The sequence below is a fragment of the Natrinema versiforme genome (genome assembly GCF_005576615.1).
GTDB lineage: Archaea > Halobacteriota > Halobacteria > Halobacteriales > Natrialbaceae > Natrinema > Natrinema versiforme_A.
In genome coordinates this window covers 270,451-294,014 of sequence record NZ_CP040331.1, presented here as the reverse complement: position 1 = coordinate 294,014, position 23,564 = coordinate 270,451, and the positions used below count along the sequence as shown (strand labels likewise).

The following is a 23,564-nucleotide window of genomic DNA, read 5'->3' as shown; positions in this document are numbered from 1 at the left end:
AGACATCAAAGCTGAAGGATGACCGGCTACCCCGACCACCGTCAACAGTCTCCCCGTCCGCAACTTCCAGCGTGGCTTGACCGATACACGACGGTGGGGTTATACGGGCTCCTCATCGGGACTGGACTCTGTCTGGTCGCGTTCCTCACGAATCCCGTTCCCGATCCCTCGTTCCCGTGGGCGACGCTGCCCGAGTCTCTACGATTACCGATTGCACAGCCCCGGATCGAACACTGGCCGGTGACCTACACTATCGGTATCTGGCTGTGGATTATCGGCTTTCCCGCGCTGTTCCTCGCTGGCTATAGACGATTCGGAGACTGGATGCCGTTCGGAACACCGATGTGGCTTGCTGGACTTCCGGCGCTCGCGATGCTCAGCTGGACGACATACTGCCGGTTTTTCTGGCCGAAGCTTCATCCGCCGACCTGGAACGCTCCCTCCTACACGGTCGTCTGCTGGCTATACTGCTCCTCGTACAACGTGCTCTGGAGTAATCTTGCCTATCTGATTGCGTTCGTCGGCGTCGCCGCGACAGTTCTAGCTGTGCGACGCCGGCACGTAGCCGGATACATCCTACTCGGGTTCGGAGTCTTCGCACTTCCCCTCGGATTGCCAGCTGTGTATGAGGGATATCGCCGGATAACTAAAACACACGGTGAAGTGAGGCCTTGACAGCGGTACAGGGCGCAAGCTCAAGAATCTCGGTGCGCACGAACGAACGCCCGGCGGAGGACAGTTAGGAGCACGTAGGTTTCGTACTTCTGGGTCTGACAGTGCTCACACGGCTGCATATCTGCGACGATCTCCGCTATCGCGTCGTCGTGGTCTTCTGTGAGAGTATCGAGTGAGTCCCTGATCTGGGGTTGAACGGCCTCGATCATCTCCTCAACAGCGTCATCAGCTGACTCTGGCAGCGAGTACGAGAGGACGATCGTATTCGCGTGGTAGTACTTCGTCGTCCCACCGCGCCCTTCCTCGAAGCGGACGACGTCGACGAGACCGGCATCCCGTAACTCGTTGATGTGATGACGAACCGTGTTCTCCGTGCGGTCGACGCCGCGGTCCTCCAAACGGCCGTGGACCTCAGTTGCGGTCAGCGCCTCCTCGGAGAGGATATCGAGGATCATCGCCCGCATCGGTTCGTCGATGGCGTCCGAAACCCGGGTGTCTCGCACCGCGATGTCCTCAAGCCGGTGGTCGGTACCGGAACTACTCATACGAGAACTGAGTATGAGCAGGCGGGAAAAGCTAGCGGGACGCTGCTTTGAACTCAGGTTGCTGGGTTCGTGATACCGAAAGCCCTAGACGACCTGTTTAACTGTTCCAATCACCTATATCCATATTCAAACATATCATCTAAAAAATACTTATTGGGGTACGGGCACTACCTCAAACTGTAATGAGCGACACAACCCAGTTCCGCGTCCTCGACTTCGACTGCCCGACCTGTGCGAGCACCGTCGAACGCGCCCTGTCGAACGTCGACGGTGTCCAGCACGTCGAGGTTCACTACGCGACCGGCCGCGTCGAAATCGAGTACGACGACAGCGTCGCTGACCCCGACGCCTTCGCACAGACCATCGAAAACCAGGGGTACACGCCGCAGCCCGCCTAACACCATGACCAAACAATCGATCACGCAGTACTACCAAAAACACCGGAAGGCAATCGTCACGGCGACGAGCGGCCTGCTGTACGGCAGTGGCTGGAGTCTGGGCTACCTCACGAGTTTCGAGATGGCAAGCGCCGCCATCCTCGTCCTGGCGACAATCGTGGGTGGCTACGACATCGCCAAGACCGCCTACCACGAGGTCACCAGCCGGACGCTCGGTATCAAGACGCTGGTGACGCTGGCCGCTATCGGTGCCATCGTCATCGGCGAGTACTGGGAGGCTGCCGCCGTCGTCTTCCTGTTCAGCCTCGGCAGCTACCTCGAGGGCCGGACCATGCGGAAGACCCGGACGGCCCTCCAGGAGCTGCTGGAGATGACGCCCGACACGGCCACCGTCCGTCGCGACGGGGAACTCCAAGAGGTTCCCGCCCGGGAGGTCGAAGCGGGCGAGGTCGTCGTCGTGAAGCCGGGCGGGAAGATTCCGGTCGATGGCGAGGTCGTCGACGGCGAAAGCGCCGTCAACCAGGCGCCGGTCACAGGCGAGAGCGCGCCCGTCCACAAGGCCGACGGCGACGAAGTCTACGCCGGGACGGTCAACCAGGAGGGCGCGCTAGAAATCCGGACGACGGGTGCGGGCTCGGACACGACTCTCGAACGTATCATCCGTCGCGTCGAGGAGGCCCAAGAGGCCCAGTCGCCCACGGAGAGTCTCATCGACCGGTTCGCGAAGTACTACACGCCGGCCGTCATCGTGCTGGCCATCGGTGCGTATGCAGTCACGCAGAATGCGATCCTGTCGCTGACGCTGTTGGTCATCGGCTGTCCGGGCGCGCTGGTCATCGGGCCACCGGTCAGCATCGTCTCGGCCATCGGCAACGCCGCCCGATCGGGCGTGCTGATGAAGGGCGGCGAACACCTCGAACGCGCCGGCAAAATCGACCTCGTCGCCTTCGACAAGACCGGGACCCTCACGAAAGGCGAAACCACCGTGGCCGATATCGAAGGTTTCGGTATCGCCGCCGACGACGTCCTCACGCTCGCGGCGACCGCCGAGAAGAAGAGCGAACACCACCTCGCCGACGCCATCGTCGACGCAGCCCGCGAGCGCCCGACTGCTGCGACGGACGGTGGGGCGACGGTCGCCCAGGCGGACGAGACGGACGCGGGGAGCAGGTCGATTCCCGGTCCGGACGATTTCGACGTGGTCGCTGGTAAGGGCGTTATCGCCCATACCAAGGGCACCGAAGTTGTTGTCGGCAATCGCGCACTGCTGGAGGACCGCGACATTAACGTCCCCAGTCGGATCGCCGACTACGTCCGCGAGCGTGAGGAGCGCGGCGAAACTGTCGTCCACGTCGTCCGGGACGGGGACATCATCGGCGCAATCGCACTGCGGGACGAGCTCCGGAAGGCAGCTCCTGGGGTCGTCACGGCGCTTCAGGACGTCGGCATCGAGACGGTGATGCTCACCGGCGACAACGAGCGGACGGCCGCCGCCGTCGCCGAGGAGGTCGGCATCGACGAGTACCGCGCCGAACTCCTCCCCGAGGACAAGCAGACAGTCATCGAGGCCTACCAAGCCGACGGCCACGTGGTCGCGATGGTCGGCGACGGCATCAACGACGCGCCGTCGCTGGCGACCGCCGACGTTGGCATCGCGATGGGTGCCGCCGGGACGGACACCGCCATCGAAACGGCAGACATGGCGTTGATGGCCGACGACCTCGACCGCATCCCCTACGCGGTCAAACTCAGCAAGGCGACGCGCTGGAACGTCCTCGAGAACGTCGGGCTCGCAGTGCTGACCGTGACCGTCCTGCTCGCGGGCGTGCTCACCAGCTACGTCACCCTCGCCGCGGGAATGTTGGTCCACGAGGCCAGCGTCCTCGCGGTCATCCTCAACGGGATGCGACTGCTTCGCCACTGACCACTAGATACGATCATCACCACCACTCATGACATCAAACTCGACTGCGACCGCCGAGACCCAGACTAGAACCAATTGGAAGGTAGACTACGACGTCGATCCGATCGAAATTCGCGACCCTGTCGCGGAGGCCCTCGGCGTTCTCGAACCGGGTGACCCGTTCGTCATCACCTATAGAGACGCGGTGAAAGAGGCGGGACATTCCTGTCCGACTGCCTCGGGCGCCTACCGGATCGTCCAGTTGGGGCTCGACGCCCTGTATCCCGACGACTATCCAGTTCGGAGCGAAATCGAGGTGCAGGCGGCCGGCCCGCAGGACGATGCTGCGTATGGCGTGATGAGCCGCATCATCTCGTACGTTACTGGCGCGACCGAAGACGACGGATTCAGCGGGCTCGCCGGCGGCTACGGCGGCCGCCGCGACCTCCTCGTCTTCGACGCGTTCGACCCGGACACGGCAGAGCCGACGTTCCGGTTCCGGCGAACCGACACGGACGAGACCGTCGAAGTGACCTACCACGTCAGCGACGTTCCTGACGGTGGACCCGCAATCGGGAACCTCCAAGGGATTCTCGACGAATCGGCAACTGAACAGCAACGAGAGGCTTTCGCTGACGCCTGGCACCGCCGGATACAGGTCGTCCTCAGTGACGACTCGCTATTCACTGTCAAAGCGGTTTGACGCGACGGTCTACCCCTCTCACTCGAAATAAGTTACTGCGGTACACTATCGATCTCCTCGAGGGCCTCAGTAGCGACATCACCTAACTCACCAGCCTCGATGTGAGAGTACCGCTCTCGAACCATCTCTTCGGAATTATCAAGATATCGAGCCGCAACTGTATACCCGAATGCACGGACGAGGACTTCACCCATCCCTCGGCGACCGCCGTGCGGAGCAAGATAATCGTGTTTCGGATGGTCGATGTCGATCCCTGCGGCCTCCGAGAGCCGTTGAAGAATCGACCGTGCGCCGTCCGTCGTGATCGACGGCGGCCGAATATTCTCATCGAGCGCCAGCAAGAGGTCCCGGGCGCATGCCTCACGTCGCTCGTCGATTCCTTCTGGGCGTTCCCCTCGTTCGGCTAGCTCTTCCCGGACGAGCTCTGCGAGCGTCCGTTGGTCGAACGTCGGAAACACCGGCCAGCGGTCCGTCGGCGGGTCCACCAGCTGACGGTAGCTCCGCAACGGAGAAATCACCGGATCGGGAAGGCTCGCGGCGTCCCACTGCTGTTTCTTCCGGTAGACGTCCATACTCCCGTCGTCGAGGGAAAGGTCCTCCCAGCGAACGCCGCGCCGGCGTGGGTCGTTCGGATCTCGGAGGAGTTCCCCGACACGGACAGCTGTGTACGCGAGGACGAACACCAGCGCCCGGTCACGAGCCGCCTTCAGCGCCGCGTAGCGCGCTCGCTGCTTATCGATGGGGTCAGTATCCTCTGGGAGTGTCCTGTACGCCTCGACGGCGTCGCGGGCCCGTTCGTCGACGTGGCGGGTGAGGGCGTGGCGCTGTTCAGACGTCCAGGCCTGTTGGTCGCCGGGCTTGCGACCGTCGTCCTCCGGTAACGGCGCCATCGCACTCGCCCGCTGCGCGTAATGCGCCTCGAGATACCCTTCGTTGACGCACCAGCCACACCAGGCAGAGATATAGCGGTAATAAGTTTGTACCGTGTTCTGCTTGAGTCCCCGATCTCCACCGAGATGCCGGGCATACTCCCGGAACACGCGTTCGTCGAGATCGTCGAATGTCGGCTCCCGGTCGACGTCGTCGGGGACGATCCCGGTCCAGTCGTCGTCGCCGCGGTCGCCGGCGGCCCACTCGGCGAACCGTTCGAGCTCGCGTGCAGCGTTACGTCGATAGTTCCCACCGCCGCCGCCCCGGCCTTTCCCCTTGTCTTGGAGGTAGCGCTCGAAGCTGTCGTCGAGCGGCGTCGAAAGCGCTCGGTCAGGCATTCACCGGCCCTCCACCGTCCTGCAGCCCCGGTCTCGGGTCCTCTACCCTGGGGGAAGCGTCGTCGTGAGGCGGTTGCAGCATTCGTGCTTCACCGACGGCGCCGGGGTACTTCAAAGTGGTCGTGATTACGGGCATAATCAGGACCACATTCTGTATTCGGCCCATCGGAAGAATTCGGAGGTCTAGAGTCTCTTACCGTCGGAATTCCGCACTACAGGAAATTGTATATCGTATATCGCTATACAAAATCTCGGGCCTCTGAAGTTGAGACTACGGCGGGTTTAGCGGGGCTGTGATGCGTGGTTTCGGACGAATCGATGAGTAGAAAATGATTCAGATCGCTTTCTGACCGGCCATTATTGTTGGATGGTCAACTAATCTCGAGTGCTTCCGAGACTGCGGGTAGTGTAGCCACTCGGACGCCGGGCTACTATGGGTAGAGATCCTCGCTATCCGATTCCGGTTTCCTTCTTCAACAGCGTAAGCGTGTTGTCGGCCGTCACGATCGGTGAATGTTCATATTCACCGGTCAACGCGACCTGGACGAGCAAATCGACTGCTCGCCAGATAGAGTACAGCAAACAGGCGAATGCGAAGTAGAAGAATCGAAGCCCGAAATTCTTCGACGTCGTCGCCGCCATGAACCGTTTGATCGACCTGTACCCACTTTCGATCTCCCACCGATACCCGTACTCTGTGAGGTGTCCACTCCCTCGATTTGTCATGAACACCGAATATTGTCGATGATCGTCGTGTTCTGAGTCTTCTTTCCGTCGATAGATGAGTGTCGTCTCGTGCCACTTATTCTTCCCGAGATGGAGCTTTCTGTCGGTCTCGTAGCGGTCTTTCCCGTGTTTGAGTAATCGCTTCGCCTGAGCTTTCTCACTGGTCTGCATTCGCTTCGGTACGACATACGACAGCCCGCGCTGGCTAATCATCTCCAGAACGTGTTGACTATCGAACTCCCGATCCATCAAGACGTTGTCGACGTGAACGAGGCCCTCAGCAGAGTTGAGCAAATCTTCGACGATTTCCTTGCGTGATTCGCCTTTCCGCACGGGACGAGCATCAAGCACGAGTGGAACAGCGTTCCCGACCAACTGGACTGTGGCCCACTGATAGGCGTATTCGTCGGTGTTCTCTTTCGTTCCGATGATCTCGTCCTCGTGGCCGGTGCGGTCGCCCATGAAGGGGTCTGCCTCGGTGATGTCTATGGCGACGATTCCGGCCCGGAAGAACTCCTCCGTTTCTGCGACCTCGTCGATGAGGTTTCGGATCGCCTGTCGATACATCTCGCGGATCTGCACGAAAGAAAGATCACGGATGTGGTCGCGATGAGCGTGTCCGAGCGGTGTTCTCTCCCGTGTTGATTCATGTACGAAACTGCGAGCACCTTCGTTAGCGGCCAATCTCACGAAGCCCTAGATACGTCTGTAAGTCCCAGTAGGCGTTCTCGTGGATTTCACAGCCGTCGCCACGATTCAACGAGAACGATGGGAAGACGACGCGATTAATGTGCTCGGTAATCGTCCCTGCTTCGTCGAGGATGGTATGCTTGTCTGGGTCCGATTCATCCGCGTCGTCTCCTTGAGGCGGGAGGTTTCGTTCTGGTTCGCGCGGGATGGCGACATCCGCGTTCTGGGCCTTGATGAGAATAGTGCGAGCCACTTTCTTGACCGTCTCGCACAAATCTCGCGTGAAGCGCTCGCTCCGAGTGCGCCACAGTGTCGATTGATTGGGGACCGACCCCAATCCTAGACGTTCGCAGAGTGCCGGGTGACTATTGAGGTATTTGAGGAGAGATGTTTCGTGCTGCCACCCGTGGAGTTCTTTTAGCACGAATACACGAAAGAGGGTGTCCATCTCGTATCGTGTTGAACTTCCGTAGCGGTCGTGAGCTTCGAATCTGAAGTAGGCTATCGGGAGTTCGCAGACGAACTCTTCGAGTGAATTATGATCTGGGTGCGTAAACCAGACACCTGAGATGACTCGAACGTCCGATTCTAACCCGGCGAGCGAGGTTCGGTCGTAGAGCGGTGTCGAGTCATAAGCTGGCCACTCGACGTACGGCTGTTGGGCGATTCGTTGAAAGACAGTGCGTCGAGACTCGTGATCCACGACCACTGTATGAGTTATGGGCCATCCAGCGGCGAAACCAGTATCTGTGAGGCCAGTCTTTTTGGAATACTCGTCTGTTCACTGGCGTCCCCGATAGTAACGACCATCATTCCAATCGGTGTGATTTTGTCGAGGTGGAGGCGTTCAGTCGGTTCCAGTCCGATCGAAACGAGATACTCCAGCACCTCGTCATTCTGCGTCAAGATCCGCGTGACTTCTACACTCGCTGATTCTTCAATCTCAGCCAGTGAGGAAACATCCTCTGCTTGAGGAAGGTCAAGATTACTGTCGGGGATTGGATCACCGTGTGGATCGGTTTCTGGCACATCGAGTTTCCGTTCGATTTCCTGACAGAGCCGTTCACTGAGGTGGTGCTCCAAGATATCGGCCTCTGCGTCGACGTCACTGATCGCGTACTCGAACAACTCCGCGAGCATCGACTCGGCGAGTCGGTGTCTGCGGACCACTCGTAGCGCGATTTCTTTGCCCTCGGTCGTGAGACGAATCGGGCGGTACCGTTCTCGGTCGATCAGCCCTCGATTCGAGAGCGTACTGAGCATACTCGTCACCGATGCTCTAGTGACGCCGAGCCGTTCAGCGATTTCTGAGTTGGACACCCGGCCGTCGGCTTCCTGTTCGAGACGGTAGATGCGACGGAGATAGTCTTCCATCTTCGGCGTGATCACTGGGGACGACTCCGTCGCGTCCGGGGTGTCAGAATCTGATGAACTCATTTCATCTGGTATACTCGAACGTTTAGTTCGCGGGCTACCGCACGGGGCTCGTTATGGAAGCAGTTGTCAGTCGTCACTCTGTTTGGCTTCGCTCACGTCGATGCTTCCCATCTCAGGAGTGGTCTCCTCACCGAGGGCCGTCTGGAGTTTTCCGAGCACGACGGCGGCGACGTAGATCGCGACGGCGAGGAGAACGATCACGCCCCCAGCAGTCGCCTCGGCATAGTACGAGACACCGATGCCGAGGATGACGGCCAGCTCGGCGAGAACGACCGACACGAGGATCGATTCGTTGAAACTCCGAGAGACCTGTGATGCGCCAGCGACGGGCACGACGAGCATCGCGGCCACGAGGATAACCCCCATAATCTGCATTGCGCCGACCACGACCATCGCTGTCAACAACACCATGATGCGATTGTACCAGCGGACCGAGAGGCCGGATACAGCCGCTGCCGTCTCGTCGAAGGTTACGTACAGTAACTGGTTGCGTGTGAGCGCGACCATCCCGATAATGATCACGAACAGCGCCAACAATATCGCCGCGCTATCATTCGAAACCGTCGATAGGTTCCCGAAGAGGTACTGATTCACGCCGACAGCAAGTCCACCGGCATTGATACTGATCAGCGTCGTCCCCAACGCGAAGCCTGTCGAGAGCACGATGGCCATCGAGACATCATTGTAGGCGTCGGTCGCCTCCGATATGAGTTCGATAAATAGGGCTGCGATCATCGCAACGACGACTGCCGTCAGATACGGCGAGATTCCGAGATCGATGACCGCGTTGAGGAACAACCCTACGGCCACACCAGCGAAGGCGGTGTGAGCGAGTGCGTCACCGATCAACGCTAGCTGCCGATGAACGAGAAACGTTCCGATCAGGGGAGCCATCACTCCAATACAGAGTCCCACCAAGATCGCCCGGTGCATGAAGCCGTACTGGAGCAGTTCCAATCCAGTCGCTCGAGCCATTGCAGACATGAAGTCCGACCACACCTCCAGGAACCAGTACAGTGGCCCGAACACGGGGTCTAACGGTCCCGCTTGAAGCGGAACAACAGATAGGTAAGTCATCGAGAACCACCCAGCAGGTTCGCTGTGGTGCCAAATGCGCGTGCTAGCGCGTTACTCTCGACGAACTCGTTGGCTGGTCCGTCGAAGTATATCTCGCGGTTGAGACAGATGACGCGTTCGGCGTGTTCGGTGACTGCGCCCAAGTCGTGTTCGATGAGCAGGACCGTGATACCGTTGCTATTCAGTGAATCCAAGAGATTGTAGAACGCCTCGACCGATTCCATATCAACACCGACAGTCGGCTCGTCGAGCACGAGCAGGTCGGCCTCGCTGGCGAGTGCACGGGCGATGAATGCTCGCTGGCGCTGCCCCCCCGACAACTGTGTCACACGACGATTGGCAAACGCCGACATACCGACCGTGTCAAGCGCCCGGTCTACGATATCCCAGTCCTCACTGGAGAGGCGACCGAAGCCGACGTGTGGGAACCGGCCCATCTTCACGACTTCTCGGACGGTGATGGGCATCTCTTTCGAGGCGCTGGCGTGCTGGGCAACGTAGCCGATCCGCTCGCCATCGTCGAACTGACGCGAGGGTTCGCCGAATAGTTTGGCGACTCCCTCGTCCGGTCGAAGCAACCCCACCATCAACTTCATCAGCGTCGATTTCCCCGACCCGTTCGGACCTACGACCGCAACGTACTCGCCAGGGTCGATCCGAAGCGAGATATCCTCGACGACCGGGGTAGACGTGTATCCGAAGTCGATCCCGGATAGTTCGATGACCGCCTCAGTGCTGCTTGACGTTCCAGAACTCGTGGTACTCGCAGGGGTTTGTGTGCTCATTGGAAGTTCACTCGAAGCTCATCCACTCATCGGCCCAGCCATCGGGCCCGGCTTCCTCGGGCTGTTTGTTGCCGAGCACGACCTCGAACGTGGGCATATTGATGTTGTAGGCGATTTCCTCGTACCCCCAGTTGTTCTTAACCCAGTCCTCCCGAACGCCAGCGTACGGCGTCACGGGAAAGTACCCGTCGACCGCCGTCTCGGTGACGAGTTGTTGTGCAGGCTTGCGCGTCTCGAACACCGCGGCACCGATGTACTTGATATCATTCTCGTCGATGACGCGCTTGGCTTCCGTGATGTCGGAAGGCTTGACATCGCCGCTGGCAGCAAGATTCACGACGAGTGGGCGCATCTGGATGTCGTACTTGACGCCAATGTACTGGAACGCGTTGTGAGCGGCGAGTTGGACGACGTCGCGTTCGGCGGCGTCGAAGATCGCCTGATAATCCTGTTCGATCTGTTCGAGGACGTCGGTCTTGTAGGTCGAGGCGTTCTCCCGGAACGTCGATTCGTGGTCCGGTGCGAGTTCGACGAGCCCATCGGTTATGTTGTCGACGGACTGCTTCGCGCGGTCGGGATCGAGCCAGAAGTGGGGGTCCTTCCCTCGACCCTCGCCGACACCTTCTTCCTCAGGGTCGAGGCTGGCGGCGAGGTCGACCAGTTCGATGCCCTCCCGGACGTTGATGAGTTGAGTGTCGACGTTGTCATCTTTGAGCGTCTGGATTGCCCGGTCGGCCCAAGGTTGGAAGTCTGAGCCAACGTGGATGAACGCATCGGCTTCGATGATATCCTTGGTGATACTCGCATCCGGTTCCCAGCCGTGGCCATGAAGCCCGCTTGGAATCAGGTTTCGCACTTCGACAGGAGTTCCGTTTGCGACCTTTCGGGCGAAGTCATAGAAGCTGAAGAACGACGCGACGGCAACAGGACCATATTCAGTCGTATCTCCGTTGCTCATACATCCGGCGAGGCCAGTAGCGAGCAGTCCTGCACCCGCAGTAATGGCTCTTCTGCGTGAGAAACTGTGCTTCGTTTTCGACTGGTGCGTGTCGTCCATCGTCGGCTAGTTGGTGGTGGGACAAAAGATATAGTAGTTTCTATCAAAAGACTAGATTAGAACCGTCTAATTCCACAATGATCGTATCTCGCGTGGAGATCTCACTGTTAGCAGTACTGTTGGTATCGTAAGAGCACCAATACCCGCAGCTACAGTCTTGAGACTTTCCTCGCTCTGTTCCCCAAGGTGGCTTGACTGATGGACTTGCTTGAGGGGGAGTTCATCGCTCACTGAGACATATGTTCGAAGTGAAAGCGACGATAATAACGAATCCAATATTGGTGATGAGTACTCTAAGCCACAAAGAGGTTTGAGGGCCGTATGCATTGAGACGACCAGTCTCAACTTCTACACAAAGAGGTTTGAGGGCCGTATGCATTGAGACGACCAGTCTCAACTTCTACCGGACCTGGGAAGATGAGACTACAGCGGGTATATCGGGGTTATGATGCGTGGTTTCGGCCAAATCGATAAGCGGAATCTGCGTCAGATCGCTTTCTGATCGCCCGTTCTTGTTTCGCAGGCAACTATTCCAGAGGATTTCCGAGACTCCGGATAGTGTCGCCACTCAGAACACGCGCTCCCACGGAGAGAGTCTCGTTACTATCCAATTCCCGTTTCCTTCTTCACCAGCGTCAGCGTGTTGTCAGCAGTCACAATCGGCGAGTGTTCGTACTCACCGGTCAACTGCACCTGTACGAGTAGATCAACCGCTCGCCAAATTGAGTACAGTAAACAGGCGAACGCGAAATAGAAGAACCGGAGCCCGAAGTGCTTCGACGTTGTCGCGGCCATGAACCGCTTGATCGACTTGTACCCGCTCTCTATCTCCCAGCGATAGCCGTACTCAGTGAGGTTTCCACGCCCTCTATTCGTCATGAACACCGAGTACTGTCGATAATCGGTGTGCTCAGAATTCTCCTTCCGCCGATAGATCAGCGTCGTCGAGTGCCACTCGTTATTTCCGAGATGCAGTTTCCGATCAGTCTCATAGCGGTCCTTCCCCCGTTTGAGAAGGCGCTTGGCCTGGGCTTTCTCACTGGTTTGCATCCGCTTTGGAACCACATAGGATAGCCCGCGCTGACTCAGCATTTCCAGGATATGCTGGCTGTCGAACTCCCGATCCATCAGCACATTATCCACGTGAACAGCCGCCTCAGCGGAGTCCAAGAGGTCCGCGACAATCTCCTTGCGTGTATCGCCTTTCTGCACCGGCCGCACGTCTAGCACGATTGGGACGGCATTCCCGACCAGCTGGACGGTGGCCCACTGGTAGGCGTACTCGTTGGTTTTCTCTTTCGTGCCGATGATCTCGTCTTCGTGGCCTGCTCGATCTCCAGTGAAGGGATCAGACTCGGTAATGTCGATGGCAACGATACCAGCCCGGAAGAACTCCTCAGTCTCTGCTACCCGGTCTAGCAATCGGCTCACCGACTGTCGGTACATCTCTCGAATCTGCTCGATTGAGAGGTCGCGGACATGCTCGCGGTGTGCGTGGCCGAGTGGTGTCCGGTTCCTATTGGACTCATAAATGAAGCTCCGTGCACCCTCGTTGACGGCGAGGTTTTCACGGAGACCCAAGTATGTCTGGAGGTCCCAGTAAGCGTTCTCGTGGATCTCACAGCCTTCGCCACGGTCCAATGAGAAGGCTGGGAAGACGACACAGTTCATCTGCTCAGTGACCGTCTCCACCTGCTCTAATACGGTCTGGTCGTCAGGGATGGATTCCGGACTCTCGTTACCTCGACTGCGGCTCCGTCGTTCTGGCTCTCGTGGAACAGCGACACCCGCGTTCTGGGCTTTGATGAGGATCGTTCGAGCTGCGGTCTTGACGGTATCTTGGAGATCAGCAGTGAAGCGATGGTGCCAACTGCGCCAGAGTGTCGACTGGTTCGGCACGGATTCCAAGCCAAGTCGATCACAGAGATCGGGATGCTGGGAGAGGTACTCAACGAGAGCGGTTTCATGACCCCAACCGTAGAGCTCTTTCAGAAGAAACAGGCGAAACAGCGTCTCCATCTCGTAGCTCGTTGAGCCTTCGTAACGGTCGTACGGACTGAACTGGACATATGCGAGCGGCAGTGAGTGAATGAACGGCTCGACAGTCTCGTGTTCGTCGTGGTTAAACCACGTTCCTGCGACGACACGAACGTCAGACTCCAGTGCGGGAAGCGAAGAGCGATCAAATATCGGTCTGAACTTGTACGCTGGCCAGTCGGTGTATGACTTTCGCGCGATTTGTCGAAAGACCGTACGCTGAGACTCAAACGTAACAGCCATTTTGAAGCACTACTCTCTCAACACGCTCAGGGACTCGTGTAACCGGTTAATCGAGGGTCGTACACCTGTCTGTACTACACCGTCTGACCACCGTCGACGACCATCGGGTGTCCGAGTACGAACGAGGCAGCATCCGAACACAGCCAGATGACAGCATCCGCGATCTCTTCGGGCGTCCCCATCCGTCCGATCGGCTCTTGGTCGATCACCGATTGACGGCCCGCGCCCCTATTGTCGGTGACGCGATCCATCATCGAGGTGTCGATGATACCAGGACAGACGGCGTTGATACGGAGATCAGTGTCCGCGTATTCGAGTGCTGCCGATTTCGTGAGACCGACGACGCCGTGCTTCGCGGCGACGTATGCAGCTTCAGGGAAGCCTCTAATTCCTGCACCCGAAGCGATGTTTATAATTGCGCCATCCTGTTCGAGGATGAGCGGGATCTCGTACTTCATCGAGAGGAAGACCCCACGCAGGTCGGTATCCATGATCCGGTCCCACTCTTCCTCGTCCAGTTCTGCTGTCTTTTCGGGGCCTTGTTCGACACCGGCATTGTTACAGGCGATGTCCAGACGCCCGAATTCCGCTATGGCGGCATCTAGCGCCGCTTGGACGTCCTCGGACTCCCGCAAGTCGCACGCAACCGCGAGTGCGCGACTTCCAGTCTCCTCGATCAGATCTGCCGTTTCCTGGTTACCCTCCTCGTCGATGTCGGCGACCACGACGTCGGCTCCTTCGCGGGCGAACGCGAGCGCCGTGGCGCGGCCAATCCCGCCCGCCGCTCCCGAGATGAACGCCACCTTGTCTCCGAAATCGAATTTCTCGCTCGTCGGCACAGTTTGATCTTGATTACGTGACATCGGTTCCTCCACTTCGGCGTGTCATCTGGTAACTTGTCCGTCGGATGCTTAGCGATACGCTATGCATCGACTTTTACCATGACTTTCACTGCCTCTCGCTCGTCCATCGCCTCGTACCCCTCCGGCACGCCGTCGAGGTCGACTGTTTTCGTGAAGATGGGTGACGGATCGAGAGTGCCTTGGAGAACATCCTCCATAAGTTCCTCAGCGTACGCTCGGGTGGGAGCGGGGCCACCGGTGAACGAGGCGTTGCTGAAGAACAATGGTTCGAGGAATGACGGGTCTTCGACATGTGGTACGCCAACGTAGCCGATGCTCCCTCCGGGACGGGCAACAGTTGCAGCAGTCTCTAGTGAGGATTCTGCACCGACGCATTCGAGGACGTGATTCGCACCGCCGTATGTGATGTCTTGGATTTCATCGATGGCTTCTTGACCGCGGCTGGAGACGGTCTCTGTCGCGCCAAATTCCTCAGCGAGTTCGAGGCGATCCTCATGGTGGCCGACCGCGATGATGCGCTCCGCGCCGAGCCGTTTCGAGGCGAGGACGGCACAGAGTCCGACTGCACCGTCACCAATGACCACAGCCGTGTCGCCGGCCTCGACGTCCGCGCAGACAGCGGCGTGGTGGCCCGTCCCCATCACGTCGGTCAATGGGAGTAGTGCTTCGAGCGTGTCCTCATCGTTCGCATACCGGTCTGGAACACGGACGAGCGTTCCGTTGGCGTGTGGGACACGAAGTTTCTCCGCTTGTGCGCCGCCGACACCCGGGCCGTCCCAGAACCCACCATTCGTGCACGCAGTGTGGAGTCCTTTGCGGCAGAACTCGCACTCGCCACAACTGATAGCGAACCCAGCGAACACGCGGTCGCCCGGCTCAACGTGCCGGATGTCGTCGCCAACCTTTTCAACGATGCCCATCGGTTCGTGGCCGACAGGCGCGCCTTCGTCATAGTCCTCTTGGCCACGGTAGAACCAGAGATCCGACCCACAGATTGCGGTGTGCGTAATGCGGATGACCGCGTCTGTTGACTCCTCTATCTCGGGGGCAGAATGCTCTTCAATACGAACGTCACCGGGGCCTCGGTAGGTTGCTGCCTTCATGATTTGTTCTCAGTCTGAGTTACACCGAGAGGGCCATAGATTCGATGCTATCAAGAAAGCCTATTTAAATAGTCCGATGAGGCGAATACGGAGAATTAAACCTGCTTTCGAAACTGGGGCTCACCTTCACTCCACGCTCAACTCACGATGCTATTTACCCGCGCTTTCCACATAGCATTACAGCCATGTGGATCGCCATTGTATCTCTTGTCTATGGAGTATGTCTCAGTTCAGGGTGCAGACATCCCAGCGTTAGGGTTCGGGACCGCTCGGATGGGAGGAACAGAAACTCGGAACGCAGTAGAAACTGCGCTTAGGCTCGGTTATCGTCATATTGACACGGCTCAGATGTATGGGAATGAAGACGCCGTTGGAGAAGCCGTCGAGAATGCAGACGTTGCCCGCGACGAGGTATTTGTGGTAACGAAAATTCTCAGGCGAAATCTGGCGTACGACGACCTCCAGAACTCCTTTGAGGACAGTTTGGACCGGCTCAAAATGGAGTATGTTGATCTGTTACTGATTCACGAACCGAGTCAGAGCGTCCCAGTCACGGAGTCGGTCAGGGCGATGAACGAGCTTCAGGAGGCAGAGCGTGTCCAACATATTGGAGTGAGCAATTTTTCTCTTCCGCAATTGCAAGAAGCGGAGGCAGCATCGGATACGCCGATCGTTACGAACCAGGTCGAGTACCACCCATTCACAGACCAATCGCAACTCTTGGAGTACTGCGTGGACAATGATGTGATGCTGACCGCCTACAGTCCATTGGCCGTCGGGAGAAGACTCGAGAACGAGACCCTGATTCGAGTAGGCAAACGGTACGGGAAATCCCCAGCACAGGTCGTGCTTCGCTGGCTGATACAACAGGAAAATGTGTCTGCCATACCGAAAGCCTCGAAACGGCAGCATCAGGAAGAGAATATTGAGATATTCGACTTCGAACTAACTACCGCCGAAATGGACGCGATCTTCGACCTTTAGCCAGGAGTGTCTTGCTGCCGAATGAATTGACCCGAGATCACGCGTCAATCCTTTCCAGCGATCCCCTCAGAAATCCCCATACAGCGATAGAAACATCAGATTCGTATTTTCCCTCAAGTCGGGGATATTCTGGACCGAAATCACTGGAGCCGTTCCTGTGCGGAAAGCGCGTTGATGTGGGTTTGGGGTTCAAGTGCGGACGAAAGGAGCTGTCGCTCACCGCGGCGGAGGAGATCTGACATAGACGGTTGCGAGATTCCCATTTCTTCAGCCAATTCTTCGGTGGAGACCTGTCGAGGACTCTCATAGAATCCGCGAGAAATAGCGAGCGTGAGTGCCTCGTATTGCCGGTCTGTTAGTCCGTATTGTGGCGAGTCACCTCTCGAATCAGACCCCTGCGTGATCGAAATGAGTTCAATCGAAATGCCATACTCTTCAAAACGAGTTCGGAGCCGGTCGAATGTTTCGTAGTCCTCGAAGACCTTCTTTTCGTACCAGCCGTCCGGCGTGAGGATCATCGGCTCTACCTCAACGGCAGTAAACCGTTCGGGGGTGAACGCCTCCGAAATGTCATCCACCAGTTCAACCGTGAGTCGATAGACATCCTTACCCTTTGTCCGCCCGAGCGACGTCGCCTCAACAACTTCATCAAAAGCCGAAAGGTCCTCCTCAGAGATGTCGTCTCCTGGGTCGATATGGATAACGAAGACGTCACTGTCCCGCTTCAGACAGAGTCCATGTTCGCACTCCAATTGTCGAAACGGGAGCGATTCGACAAGATCTACGAGCGGAAGAGAGGGCGAATACATTGAGAACTCGACTGTGATTGTCATTGAATAGGCATAACGCCGCGTGCTATTAAGGGCTTATTCAGGGGATACCGTGTTGGTCAGAGTTCTGGGCCGGTCTCTCAGCAAGTTAATATCACGTCTAAAGGGGCTTCTCGAGTCCCGGCGCAGTTCTCGGGTCACCCACCTTCTATAACGTCCTGTTCACAGACGACACAGAGACGCCGGTGAACGTCCTGGCCGGCGCAATAACTAGGATTCCAGTCTTGAGAGAGTATTTAAAGACACTATCGACATAGCATCAGACTCAATCCTTCCTCGGTCCTCCTTTTGGATGATGACAAGCGATTTCGGTACTGAACTTGAGGGACAGGTCGCAATTATTACTGGGGCATCGTCGGGCATCGGCGAAGCAACCGCTCAGTCGCTCGCATCGCGGGGTGCGAGCGTCGTCCTTGCTGCACGACGCGAGGGCGAACTCAAAGAACTCGCGTCAAAGATCGAAGACGAAGACGGTGATGCCCTCGTCGTTCCGACTGACGTCACGGATGACGAGGACATCGACAATCTCGTCGAGACGACCACCGACGAATACGGTCGCATCGACATCCTCGTGAACAACGCTGGGCTCATGCCCCTCACCCATATCGCGGAGGCGGAGCGGGAGACGCTCCAAAAGACAATCGACGTCAATCTCACCGGCCTAATCACCCTCACTCACGCGGTCATTCCCACGATGCTGGAGCAAGAAAGCGGTCACATCGTCAACCTCTCCTCAGTCGTCGGGAGGTTCCTGATGCCGAATGGGTCGCACTACAACGCATCGAAGGCCGGTGTGAAGATGTTCAGCGATTCACTCCGCCTGGACGTTGCGGAGGGGGGGATTCGGGTGGCGACAATCGAGCCGGGATCGGTCGCCACGGAACTCCCGGAGTCCATTGCTGATGAGGAAATCAAAGCACAGATAGAGGACCTCAACGAGTCCCTGACCCCGCTCCAGCCAGACGATATCGCCCGGACGATTACATTCGTCGTCACCCAACCGGAGCACATGGACATCAACGAAGTTCTCGTCCGTCCGATCGATCAGGTCCAACCCTAAATCTCGAAAAAGGAGCCGACAACAAGGGGATGACTCCTTCGACGATACGAATACTGTCGCGGCACCGGGCCCTATCGAATAAAACGCACCTCAGAAAAACTAATAGAGAAGCCCGGCCAGCACGTACCTCCTGATAATGCCGATTACCGCTGAAGTTCACCTCCGTTCACCGTTGTTGCCGCTCGTTAGCCTTGCCAACTTGGAACAGGCCAACCAAGTACAGTGCCCACATGTGATCGGGTTAAATCAGGGCCACCAGCAGGTAGTTGTCGAGATTGACGCCGCTGAACCGCTCTCTGTGGAGACGCTCTTGGAACTCGATGACGTGTTCGAAGCGACCGATCTCGGAACCGTAAATGGAAGGCACGTATTCAAGGTGGCATCGGTGCTTAAAGAGTCCGTCGCGGAAGCGTTCGACAATACTCCCGATGCAGGCCTCATTGGTGCAATACAGATTACCCCCGAGGGGTGGTACGAACAGAAGGTGTTCAAAGACTATCCTGCGTTCAATACGTTCAGGACGAGCTGTGAGGAGCACGGTATCTCGGTCGAGATCGGCTCCATTTCACAGGATACCTCAGCGTCCGAAGAATCGGCACCGTACGGATTGACGGAGCGACAGTATGAGGCACTGTCACTCGCCATGTCTCGGGGCTACTACGAACAGCCGCGCCAGACTAGCGCGAGAGAACTCGCGGACGAATTAGGTATTTCTCAACCCTCGCTGTCTGACCTTCTCGGCCGCGCCGAGCGGCAACTTATCTCTGCGACACTTGGCTCACCTACGCGTTTAGAGGTACTTTCGCAGTAGCGAGCGACGATTCCGAACGGCTTCCCGAGGTCTTATGTTCTCTTCACGGAGTAATTTAAATGCCCTATCCGTATAGCATTAGACTCACTGTCGTTAGTGGTCTCTTTGTAACTGATGTCTGACAGAGTCGGATCTGAACTGGCTGGACAGGTAGCGATTGTAACTGGTGCGTCGTCTGGTATTGGAGAGGCCACGGCCGAGGCCCTCGCCTCGCGGGGTGCAAGTGTTGTCCTTGCCGCCCGCCGCAAAAAGGAACTTGAGGCACTCGCCGGTCAAATCGAATCGGCAGGCGGTGAGGCACTCTCGGTACCCACTGATCTCACGGCTAAAGACGACATCGACAATCTCGTCGAGACGACCACCGACGAATACGGTCGCATCGACATCCTCGTGAACAACGCCGGAGTGATGTTGCTCGAACCTGTTGAACGGGCCGACCGTGAGAATTTCCGGCAGATGATCGAAGTCAATCTACTGGGCTTGATGAACCTCACCCACGCCACGCTCCCAGTAATGCAGGAGCAGGATGCTGGCCACATCGTCAACGTCTCTTCGACGGCCGGTCGGGACGCGATTGCGAATAACGGGGGATACGCCGCTACGAAATTTGGTGTCAACGCATTCTCCGAATCACTCCGTCAGGAAGTCACTACCGAGGGAATTCGAACGACGATCATTGAACCCGGTGCGGTCGAAACCGAGCTCCAAGAACACATTCCTGACGACGAAATTAAAGAACAGATAGAAGAGGGCTTTCTCGAGTCAATCACACCGCTCCAGAGCGAGGACATCGCAGATGCGATTGCGTACGCCGTGACCCGGCCCCAGCATGTCAGTGTGAATGAGATGCTCATCCGGCCAACCGACCAACAGCTCTGACGATACCCGCAGATAGCCGTGTGCGTGATTCGGACGATGGCATCCGCCGGTTCCTCGACTTCCGGTTCGGGTCGCTCTTCGATACTATCTCGCCTCCTTCCTCTGTAGACTGCTGCCTTCATCGTTGAATGCAGTCTCAGTCAGAGTCAGGAACGTTTTGAACGCGGGATAATCTTTGAAGACTTTCTGCTTGTACCATTCCTTGGGAGTGATGCGTATCGCGTCGACCGACCCTGCATCGGGCGACAGACTCAGATTTCGTCGGCACCTTCACCAGACGGAGCTTCGGTATCCGGTTCAGTCCCTTGCTAACAATGAGAGCGTATGCATTGAGGAGAGTGGTCTCAACTTCCCACTTCCGTTGTAGATGAGTCCCCGTTCATCGCCCTTCCGCAGAGTTACCTCGTAACGTCAAACAGGTACTTTGGAGGTGTGCAACGAGTTCCCCATCCGGGCCGGTAATATCACACGTGACTAGCCCCACGGTTCGTCCTGCGTCGATAACCTGCCCCGTCGCAGTGAGAGGCTGCTCCCACACGGGTCGCCGGAACTTGACGTCTAATTCGAGCGTCGTGAACGACTCGTCGTCGGCGAGTGTACTCCCGTAGGCGGCTCCCATCGCCATGTCACCGATGTCGCAGAGAACGCCACCGTGGAGCGTTCCCATCGGATTGGCGTGTTCCGGCCCGGGATCGAAAGTGACGATCGCTTCGCCATTTCCAAACGACTCCACCTGAAACCCAAGTAATTCAGCGATCGGCGGGCTCGTTTCCAGCCGATTCGAGTCAGAGCCTGCGCCTCCATCCTCTCGGTTCGTGTAGGTCTCGATGGACTCTTGCAACTGTACGTGGCCCGTCGCGAGAGCCGCGAGGGTTTCCGTAACCGTCTTGTCCTCGTCTTCCAGGTGCTCGTACACAGCGATGGGGAGCTCAATTTCCAGACTTCGGGTATCCGTCTCGTTCACGCCACAACGTTTACGGGAGTACTCCGTAGTTCTTGGTTCGCGTATACGCAACATCAAAACCCATAATCTGTAAGAAAGCGACCAAAGAAGTTTGTAGGGCCAGATTTATAGCCTGTATATGCGCGAATATATCCTTACAGCCGAGTACGAGCGAGGTGCTGATCCACTCATGGATGTGTTTATTTCCCATCCAGATCTCGTCGGCCGTGCACTACGGGTTACCGCCTCGAGTGCGGGGCTCTGGCGAGTCGACCGGTTCGTCGGGCCGAATGATGCGCTGGACAAAGTAGAGCGAGTGATGATGGATCACTCTGTGTGCAACGAGTGCCTCGGTGAGCATTCTGATTGCACTATCGATGGAGAGCACGAGGTGGTCGCAGACGAGAGAGGAGGTCGGTTCATTTACTCGTACTCATCAGGCGGGAGGTACTGCCACTCGATACCCTTCTTCACGACGCAGACAGTCGGTAATGGGGCACTGTTCGACGCGCGACGGCGCGGGAACGTGTACGAGTGGCGAGTCCTGCTCCCGGGCGATACGATGGGTGGTGAGATATTCGACCGGTTACAAGACGGCCTCCCAGGGGGAGTCGAGTTATCACTCAAACAGGTCGGGTCCCCGTCGGCTTGGCTGAACGCAGATATCTCGCAGATGGATCTCCCACACGACCAGCGCCAAGCCATCGAGGCAGCAGTTGAGTTTGGCTACTACGAGACACCGCGAGAAGCATCTCTGGGGGACATGGCTGATGAACTTGATCTTCCGAAATCTACGCTTCGGTACCGACTCCGCAGAGCAGAACGGTGGTTGACGAACTCGGTGTTTAGTGAAGCCACGCGCGATACTGTCAATATATAAGTTAGACAGCATCAGAGCCGATCTGTATTGTAACTCAGACGGGCTGTTGTTGTCGACGGCTCCCCTAATCTGCGACGGCCGGATGACCGATCGCATGCATACTGAGCAGTCGGTCCAGCCTGAGTCCTCTGAATGAAAACTGTGTTGCGTTCACGTCGTATGCATTGAGACGGCCACCCTCAACTTCTGCCGGACCTCGCTCTGCGCGAGGTCATTCATCACCGAGTTCCGAAAGCCGAGCTTGGATTTCCTCGGCATCCGCCTCAGAGAGTGCCTCAACACCGAACTGGACGAGTAGCGGGTAGAAGTGACGGTTCTTCTTGAACTCGTCCTGGCCCGCCTTGCGGAGCTTCAACTGGGACTCGAGGTAAGTGTCCTCCATCTCGTCGAGGACATTGTCGGGAATGTAGATCGTTCGTCCGTTCCACTCGTCCTTGATGTTCGTCTTCGTTTCGCTCGTTTTGTTCGTTTCACTCGTTGAATTCGATTCGGTCGTTTCGGTCGATGAACTGGTTTCCACCGTTTCACTCATCTCACTCGTTTCGCCGGAATCGACCTCATCGTCCTCCTCTTCGTAGTTGCCCTCGATGCCGGAAGCATCACCCCAGCCGTCGCTCATGCTTCCACCTCCTCAGGCGCGGTCTTCTCGAACGTCTCGTCGAACAGGTCGGCGATCTCGTTGAACAGGTCGCGTGCATCCTCGACGCGTTGGTTCTCCTTGCCGAAGCCGAAGACGGATACCCCCTTGCCGATCGACTGGGAGAGATCTGTCCGCTTCGGGATCTCGAACACTGGGAGGGAGTACGCCGACTTGATCTCCTCGATGGTGTCGCGGTGTTCGGCGTTCTGCTCGACACGGTTACAGACAATCGCGAGCCGATTGATATCTCCGTACGCCTGTTCGAGGGAGCTCAGCTGCTTTGCGAAAATCTGGAGGCTGTTGGCGTTGAGCTTCTCGGGAATGACGGGGATGACGACGTTGCCGGTCGCGACCAAGGCATTATCGGTGAGGACGTTCAGGGATGGCGGCGTGTCGACGATGATGTAATCGTAGTCCTTATCGAGTTCGTCGAGAGTCATCTCCAGTCGTTCTCGACTCTTCGGGGCCTCAAGCAACGTCTGGATGTTTTTGTTGTTCGCGAGCTTCTCGCTGGCGGGGAGGATATCGAATTCCTCGTGCTCGACGATGATGTCGTTCACCGACTCCATCTGGTCGAAGTCGAGGACGTCGAACAGCGTTGTGCGGTCGGTGTCGTAGTACAGATCATTGTAGCCAAGCGAGCAGGTGAGCCCCCCGTGGTAGTCGATATCGACCAGGAGGACGTCGTGGTCTCGGGCAGCGAGTGCGCCGCCAGTATGAATGACGTCGGTTGTCTTCCCCGCGCCTCCCTTCTGATTCGCCACGGTGATTCGTGCGGTGTTGGTGTCGGTCATTTCTTTCGTTTGCCTCGTTGTGTTCGTTCCGTTCGTTTTGATCGTTCTGTTCGTTTGGTTTGGTGAGGGTGTTTCACTCGGTGAGAGGAATACTACGATGTTAAAACCAATTGTTCGTTTCGCTCGTTGAGGCAAATACTATCGTTGCCATCAATGCATTCGTTCTATTCGTTACGTTCGTTTCACTCGTTCTGTTCATCGAGTAGAAGCCGGCCAGCTCATCCTCAACCAGT

22 protein-coding genes and 2 pseudogenes are annotated in these 23,564 nt (G+C 57.4%); 9 read left to right on the top strand and 15 right to left on the bottom strand.

Annotated elements, in window-relative coordinates; genetic code table 11:
* The first annotated feature begins 18 nt into the window (after positions 1-18).
* Positions 19-675: a hypothetical protein gene (locus tag FEJ81_RS20045; protein WP_015299307.1), complete on the top strand. Its 657-nt coding sequence runs from the start codon at positions 19-21 to the stop codon at positions 673-675.
* A gap of 20 nt (positions 676-695) precedes the next feature.
* Here FEJ81_RS20045 and FEJ81_RS20040 read toward each other — a convergent pair whose 3' ends face one another.
* The gene (locus FEJ81_RS20040) at positions 696-1,220 is read right to left on the bottom strand and encodes an ArsR/SmtB family transcription factor (RefSeq protein ID WP_006183491.1); all 525 of its coding nucleotides are present in this window, start codon (positions 1,218-1,220) and stop codon (positions 696-698) included.
* Positions 1,221-1,402: 182 nt separating this feature from the next.
* Here FEJ81_RS20040 and FEJ81_RS20035 point away from each other — a divergent pair, with 182 nt between their 5' ends.
* Genes FEJ81_RS20035 through FEJ81_RS20025 form a run of 3 tightly spaced genes read left to right on the top strand, consistent with a single transcriptional unit; the run spans position 1,403 to position 4,224 of the window.
* Positions 1,403-1,618, top strand: a complete 216-nt coding sequence (locus tag FEJ81_RS20035) for a heavy-metal-associated domain-containing protein (protein ID WP_006183492.1) — start codon at positions 1,403-1,405, stop codon at positions 1,616-1,618.
* A gap of 4 nt (positions 1,619-1,622) precedes the next feature.
* Complete coding sequence (locus FEJ81_RS20030; protein WP_006183493.1) at positions 1,623-3,542, top strand: heavy metal translocating P-type ATPase; 1,920 nt, start codon at positions 1,623-1,625, stop codon at positions 3,540-3,542.
* Positions 3,543-3,570: 28 nt separating this feature from the next.
* The gene (locus FEJ81_RS20025; protein ID WP_006183494.1) at positions 3,571-4,224 is read left to right on the top strand and encodes a hypothetical protein; all 654 of its coding nucleotides are present in this window, start codon (positions 3,571-3,573) and stop codon (positions 4,222-4,224) included.
* A 32-nt stretch (positions 4,225-4,256) separates the two neighbouring features.
* Here the strand turns inward: FEJ81_RS20025 and FEJ81_RS20020 are convergent, their stop codons facing one another.
* From FEJ81_RS20020 to FEJ81_RS19980, 9 genes and pseudogenes are all read right to left on the bottom strand, one after another.
* On the bottom strand, positions 4,257-5,492 hold the full coding sequence (locus FEJ81_RS20020; RefSeq protein WP_138247024.1) for a tyrosine-type recombinase/integrase: 1,236 nt from the start codon (positions 5,490-5,492) through the stop codon (positions 4,257-4,259).
* A gap of 450 nt (positions 5,493-5,942) precedes the next feature.
* Positions 5,943-7,617 (bottom strand): annotated as a pseudogene (locus FEJ81_RS20015) (transposase).
* 8 nt (positions 7,618-7,625) lie between these two features.
* On the bottom strand, positions 7,626-8,345 hold the full coding sequence (locus FEJ81_RS20010) for a metal-dependent transcriptional regulator (RefSeq protein WP_175416504.1): 720 nt from the start codon (positions 8,343-8,345) through the stop codon (positions 7,626-7,628).
* Between the two features lie 66 nt (positions 8,346-8,411).
* The gene (locus tag FEJ81_RS20005; RefSeq protein ID WP_138247022.1) at positions 8,412-9,422 is read right to left on the bottom strand and encodes a metal ABC transporter permease; all 1,011 of its coding nucleotides are present in this window, start codon (positions 9,420-9,422) and stop codon (positions 8,412-8,414) included.
* Entirely contained in the window at positions 9,419-10,207 is a 789-nt protein-coding gene (locus tag FEJ81_RS20000) for a metal ABC transporter ATP-binding protein (RefSeq protein ID WP_138247021.1), read from the bottom strand. The genes FEJ81_RS20005 and FEJ81_RS20000 overlap by 4 nt, the downstream gene beginning before the upstream one ends.
* A 7-nt stretch (positions 10,208-10,214) precedes the next feature.
* Entirely contained in the window at positions 10,215-11,264 is a 1,050-nt protein-coding gene (locus FEJ81_RS19995) for a metal ABC transporter substrate-binding protein (protein ID WP_138247020.1), read from the bottom strand.
* A 603-nt stretch (positions 11,265-11,867) separates the two neighbouring features.
* A complete protein-coding gene (locus FEJ81_RS19990) occupies positions 11,868-13,544 on the bottom strand; it encodes a transposase (RefSeq protein WP_138247019.1) in 1,677 nt (558 codons plus the stop codon).
* Positions 13,545-13,618: 74 nt separating this feature from the next.
* Positions 13,619-14,407, bottom strand: coding sequence for a glucose 1-dehydrogenase (locus tag FEJ81_RS19985; protein WP_229504809.1), 789 nt, complete (start codon positions 14,405-14,407; stop codon positions 13,619-13,621).
* A 59-nt stretch (positions 14,408-14,466) separates the two neighbouring features.
* Complete coding sequence (locus FEJ81_RS19980; protein ID WP_138247017.1) at positions 14,467-15,510, bottom strand: zinc-dependent alcohol dehydrogenase family protein; 1,044 nt, start codon at positions 15,508-15,510, stop codon at positions 14,467-14,469.
* Between the two features lie 213 nt (positions 15,511-15,723).
* Between FEJ81_RS19980 and FEJ81_RS19975 the strand changes: the two genes are divergently transcribed.
* Positions 15,724-16,494 (top strand): aldo/keto reductase, encoded by a 771-nt coding sequence (locus tag FEJ81_RS19975; RefSeq protein WP_138247016.1) that lies wholly within the window; start codon positions 15,724-15,726, stop codon positions 16,492-16,494.
* A 140-nt stretch (positions 16,495-16,634) separates the two neighbouring features.
* Here FEJ81_RS19975 and FEJ81_RS19970 read toward each other — a convergent pair whose 3' ends face one another.
* Positions 16,635-17,327, bottom strand: a complete 693-nt coding sequence (locus FEJ81_RS19970) for a helix-turn-helix domain-containing protein (protein WP_138247015.1) — start codon at positions 17,325-17,327, stop codon at positions 16,635-16,637.
* A gap of 292 nt (positions 17,328-17,619) precedes the next feature.
* Here FEJ81_RS19970 and FEJ81_RS19965 point away from each other — a divergent pair, with 292 nt between their 5' ends.
* From FEJ81_RS19965 to FEJ81_RS19955, 3 genes are all read left to right on the top strand, one after another.
* The gene (locus FEJ81_RS19965) at positions 17,620-18,384 is read left to right on the top strand and encodes an SDR family oxidoreductase (RefSeq protein ID WP_138247014.1); all 765 of its coding nucleotides are present in this window, start codon (positions 17,620-17,622) and stop codon (positions 18,382-18,384) included.
* A gap of 136 nt (positions 18,385-18,520) precedes the next feature.
* On the top strand, positions 18,521-19,195 hold the full coding sequence (locus FEJ81_RS19960) for a helix-turn-helix domain-containing protein (protein WP_138247013.1): 675 nt from the start codon (positions 18,521-18,523) through the stop codon (positions 19,193-19,195).
* A gap of 114 nt (positions 19,196-19,309) precedes the next feature.
* Positions 19,310-20,074: an SDR family NAD(P)-dependent oxidoreductase gene (locus FEJ81_RS19955; RefSeq protein WP_138247012.1), complete on the top strand. Its 765-nt coding sequence runs from the start codon at positions 19,310-19,312 to the stop codon at positions 20,072-20,074.
* Positions 20,075-20,079: 5 nt separating this feature from the next.
* On the opposite strand, the pseudogene FEJ81_RS23900 reads toward FEJ81_RS19955, so the two are convergent.
* Positions 20,080-20,196, bottom strand: a pseudogene (locus tag FEJ81_RS23900) (IMP dehydrogenase); the annotation flags it as partial.
* A 257-nt stretch (positions 20,197-20,453) separates the two neighbouring features.
* Entirely contained in the window at positions 20,454-21,038 is a 585-nt protein-coding gene (locus tag FEJ81_RS19950) for a PaaI family thioesterase (protein ID WP_175416503.1), read from the bottom strand.
* A gap of 118 nt (positions 21,039-21,156) precedes the next feature.
* Here FEJ81_RS19950 and FEJ81_RS19945 point away from each other — a divergent pair, with 118 nt between their 5' ends.
* Positions 21,157-21,897, top strand: a complete 741-nt coding sequence (locus tag FEJ81_RS19945; RefSeq protein ID WP_138247010.1) for a helix-turn-helix domain-containing protein — start codon at positions 21,157-21,159, stop codon at positions 21,895-21,897.
* Between the two features lie 211 nt (positions 21,898-22,108).
* On the opposite strand, the gene FEJ81_RS19940 is transcribed toward FEJ81_RS19945, so the two are convergent.
* Positions 22,109-22,516: a hypothetical protein gene (locus FEJ81_RS19940; protein WP_138247009.1), complete on the bottom strand. Its 408-nt coding sequence runs from the start codon at positions 22,514-22,516 to the stop codon at positions 22,109-22,111.
* A complete protein-coding gene (locus FEJ81_RS19935) occupies positions 22,513-23,331 on the bottom strand; it encodes a ParA family protein (protein WP_138247174.1) in 819 nt (272 codons plus the stop codon). Before FEJ81_RS19935 ends, FEJ81_RS19940 begins: the two co-directional genes overlap by 4 nt.
* Positions 23,332-23,564 lie beyond the last annotated feature (233 nt).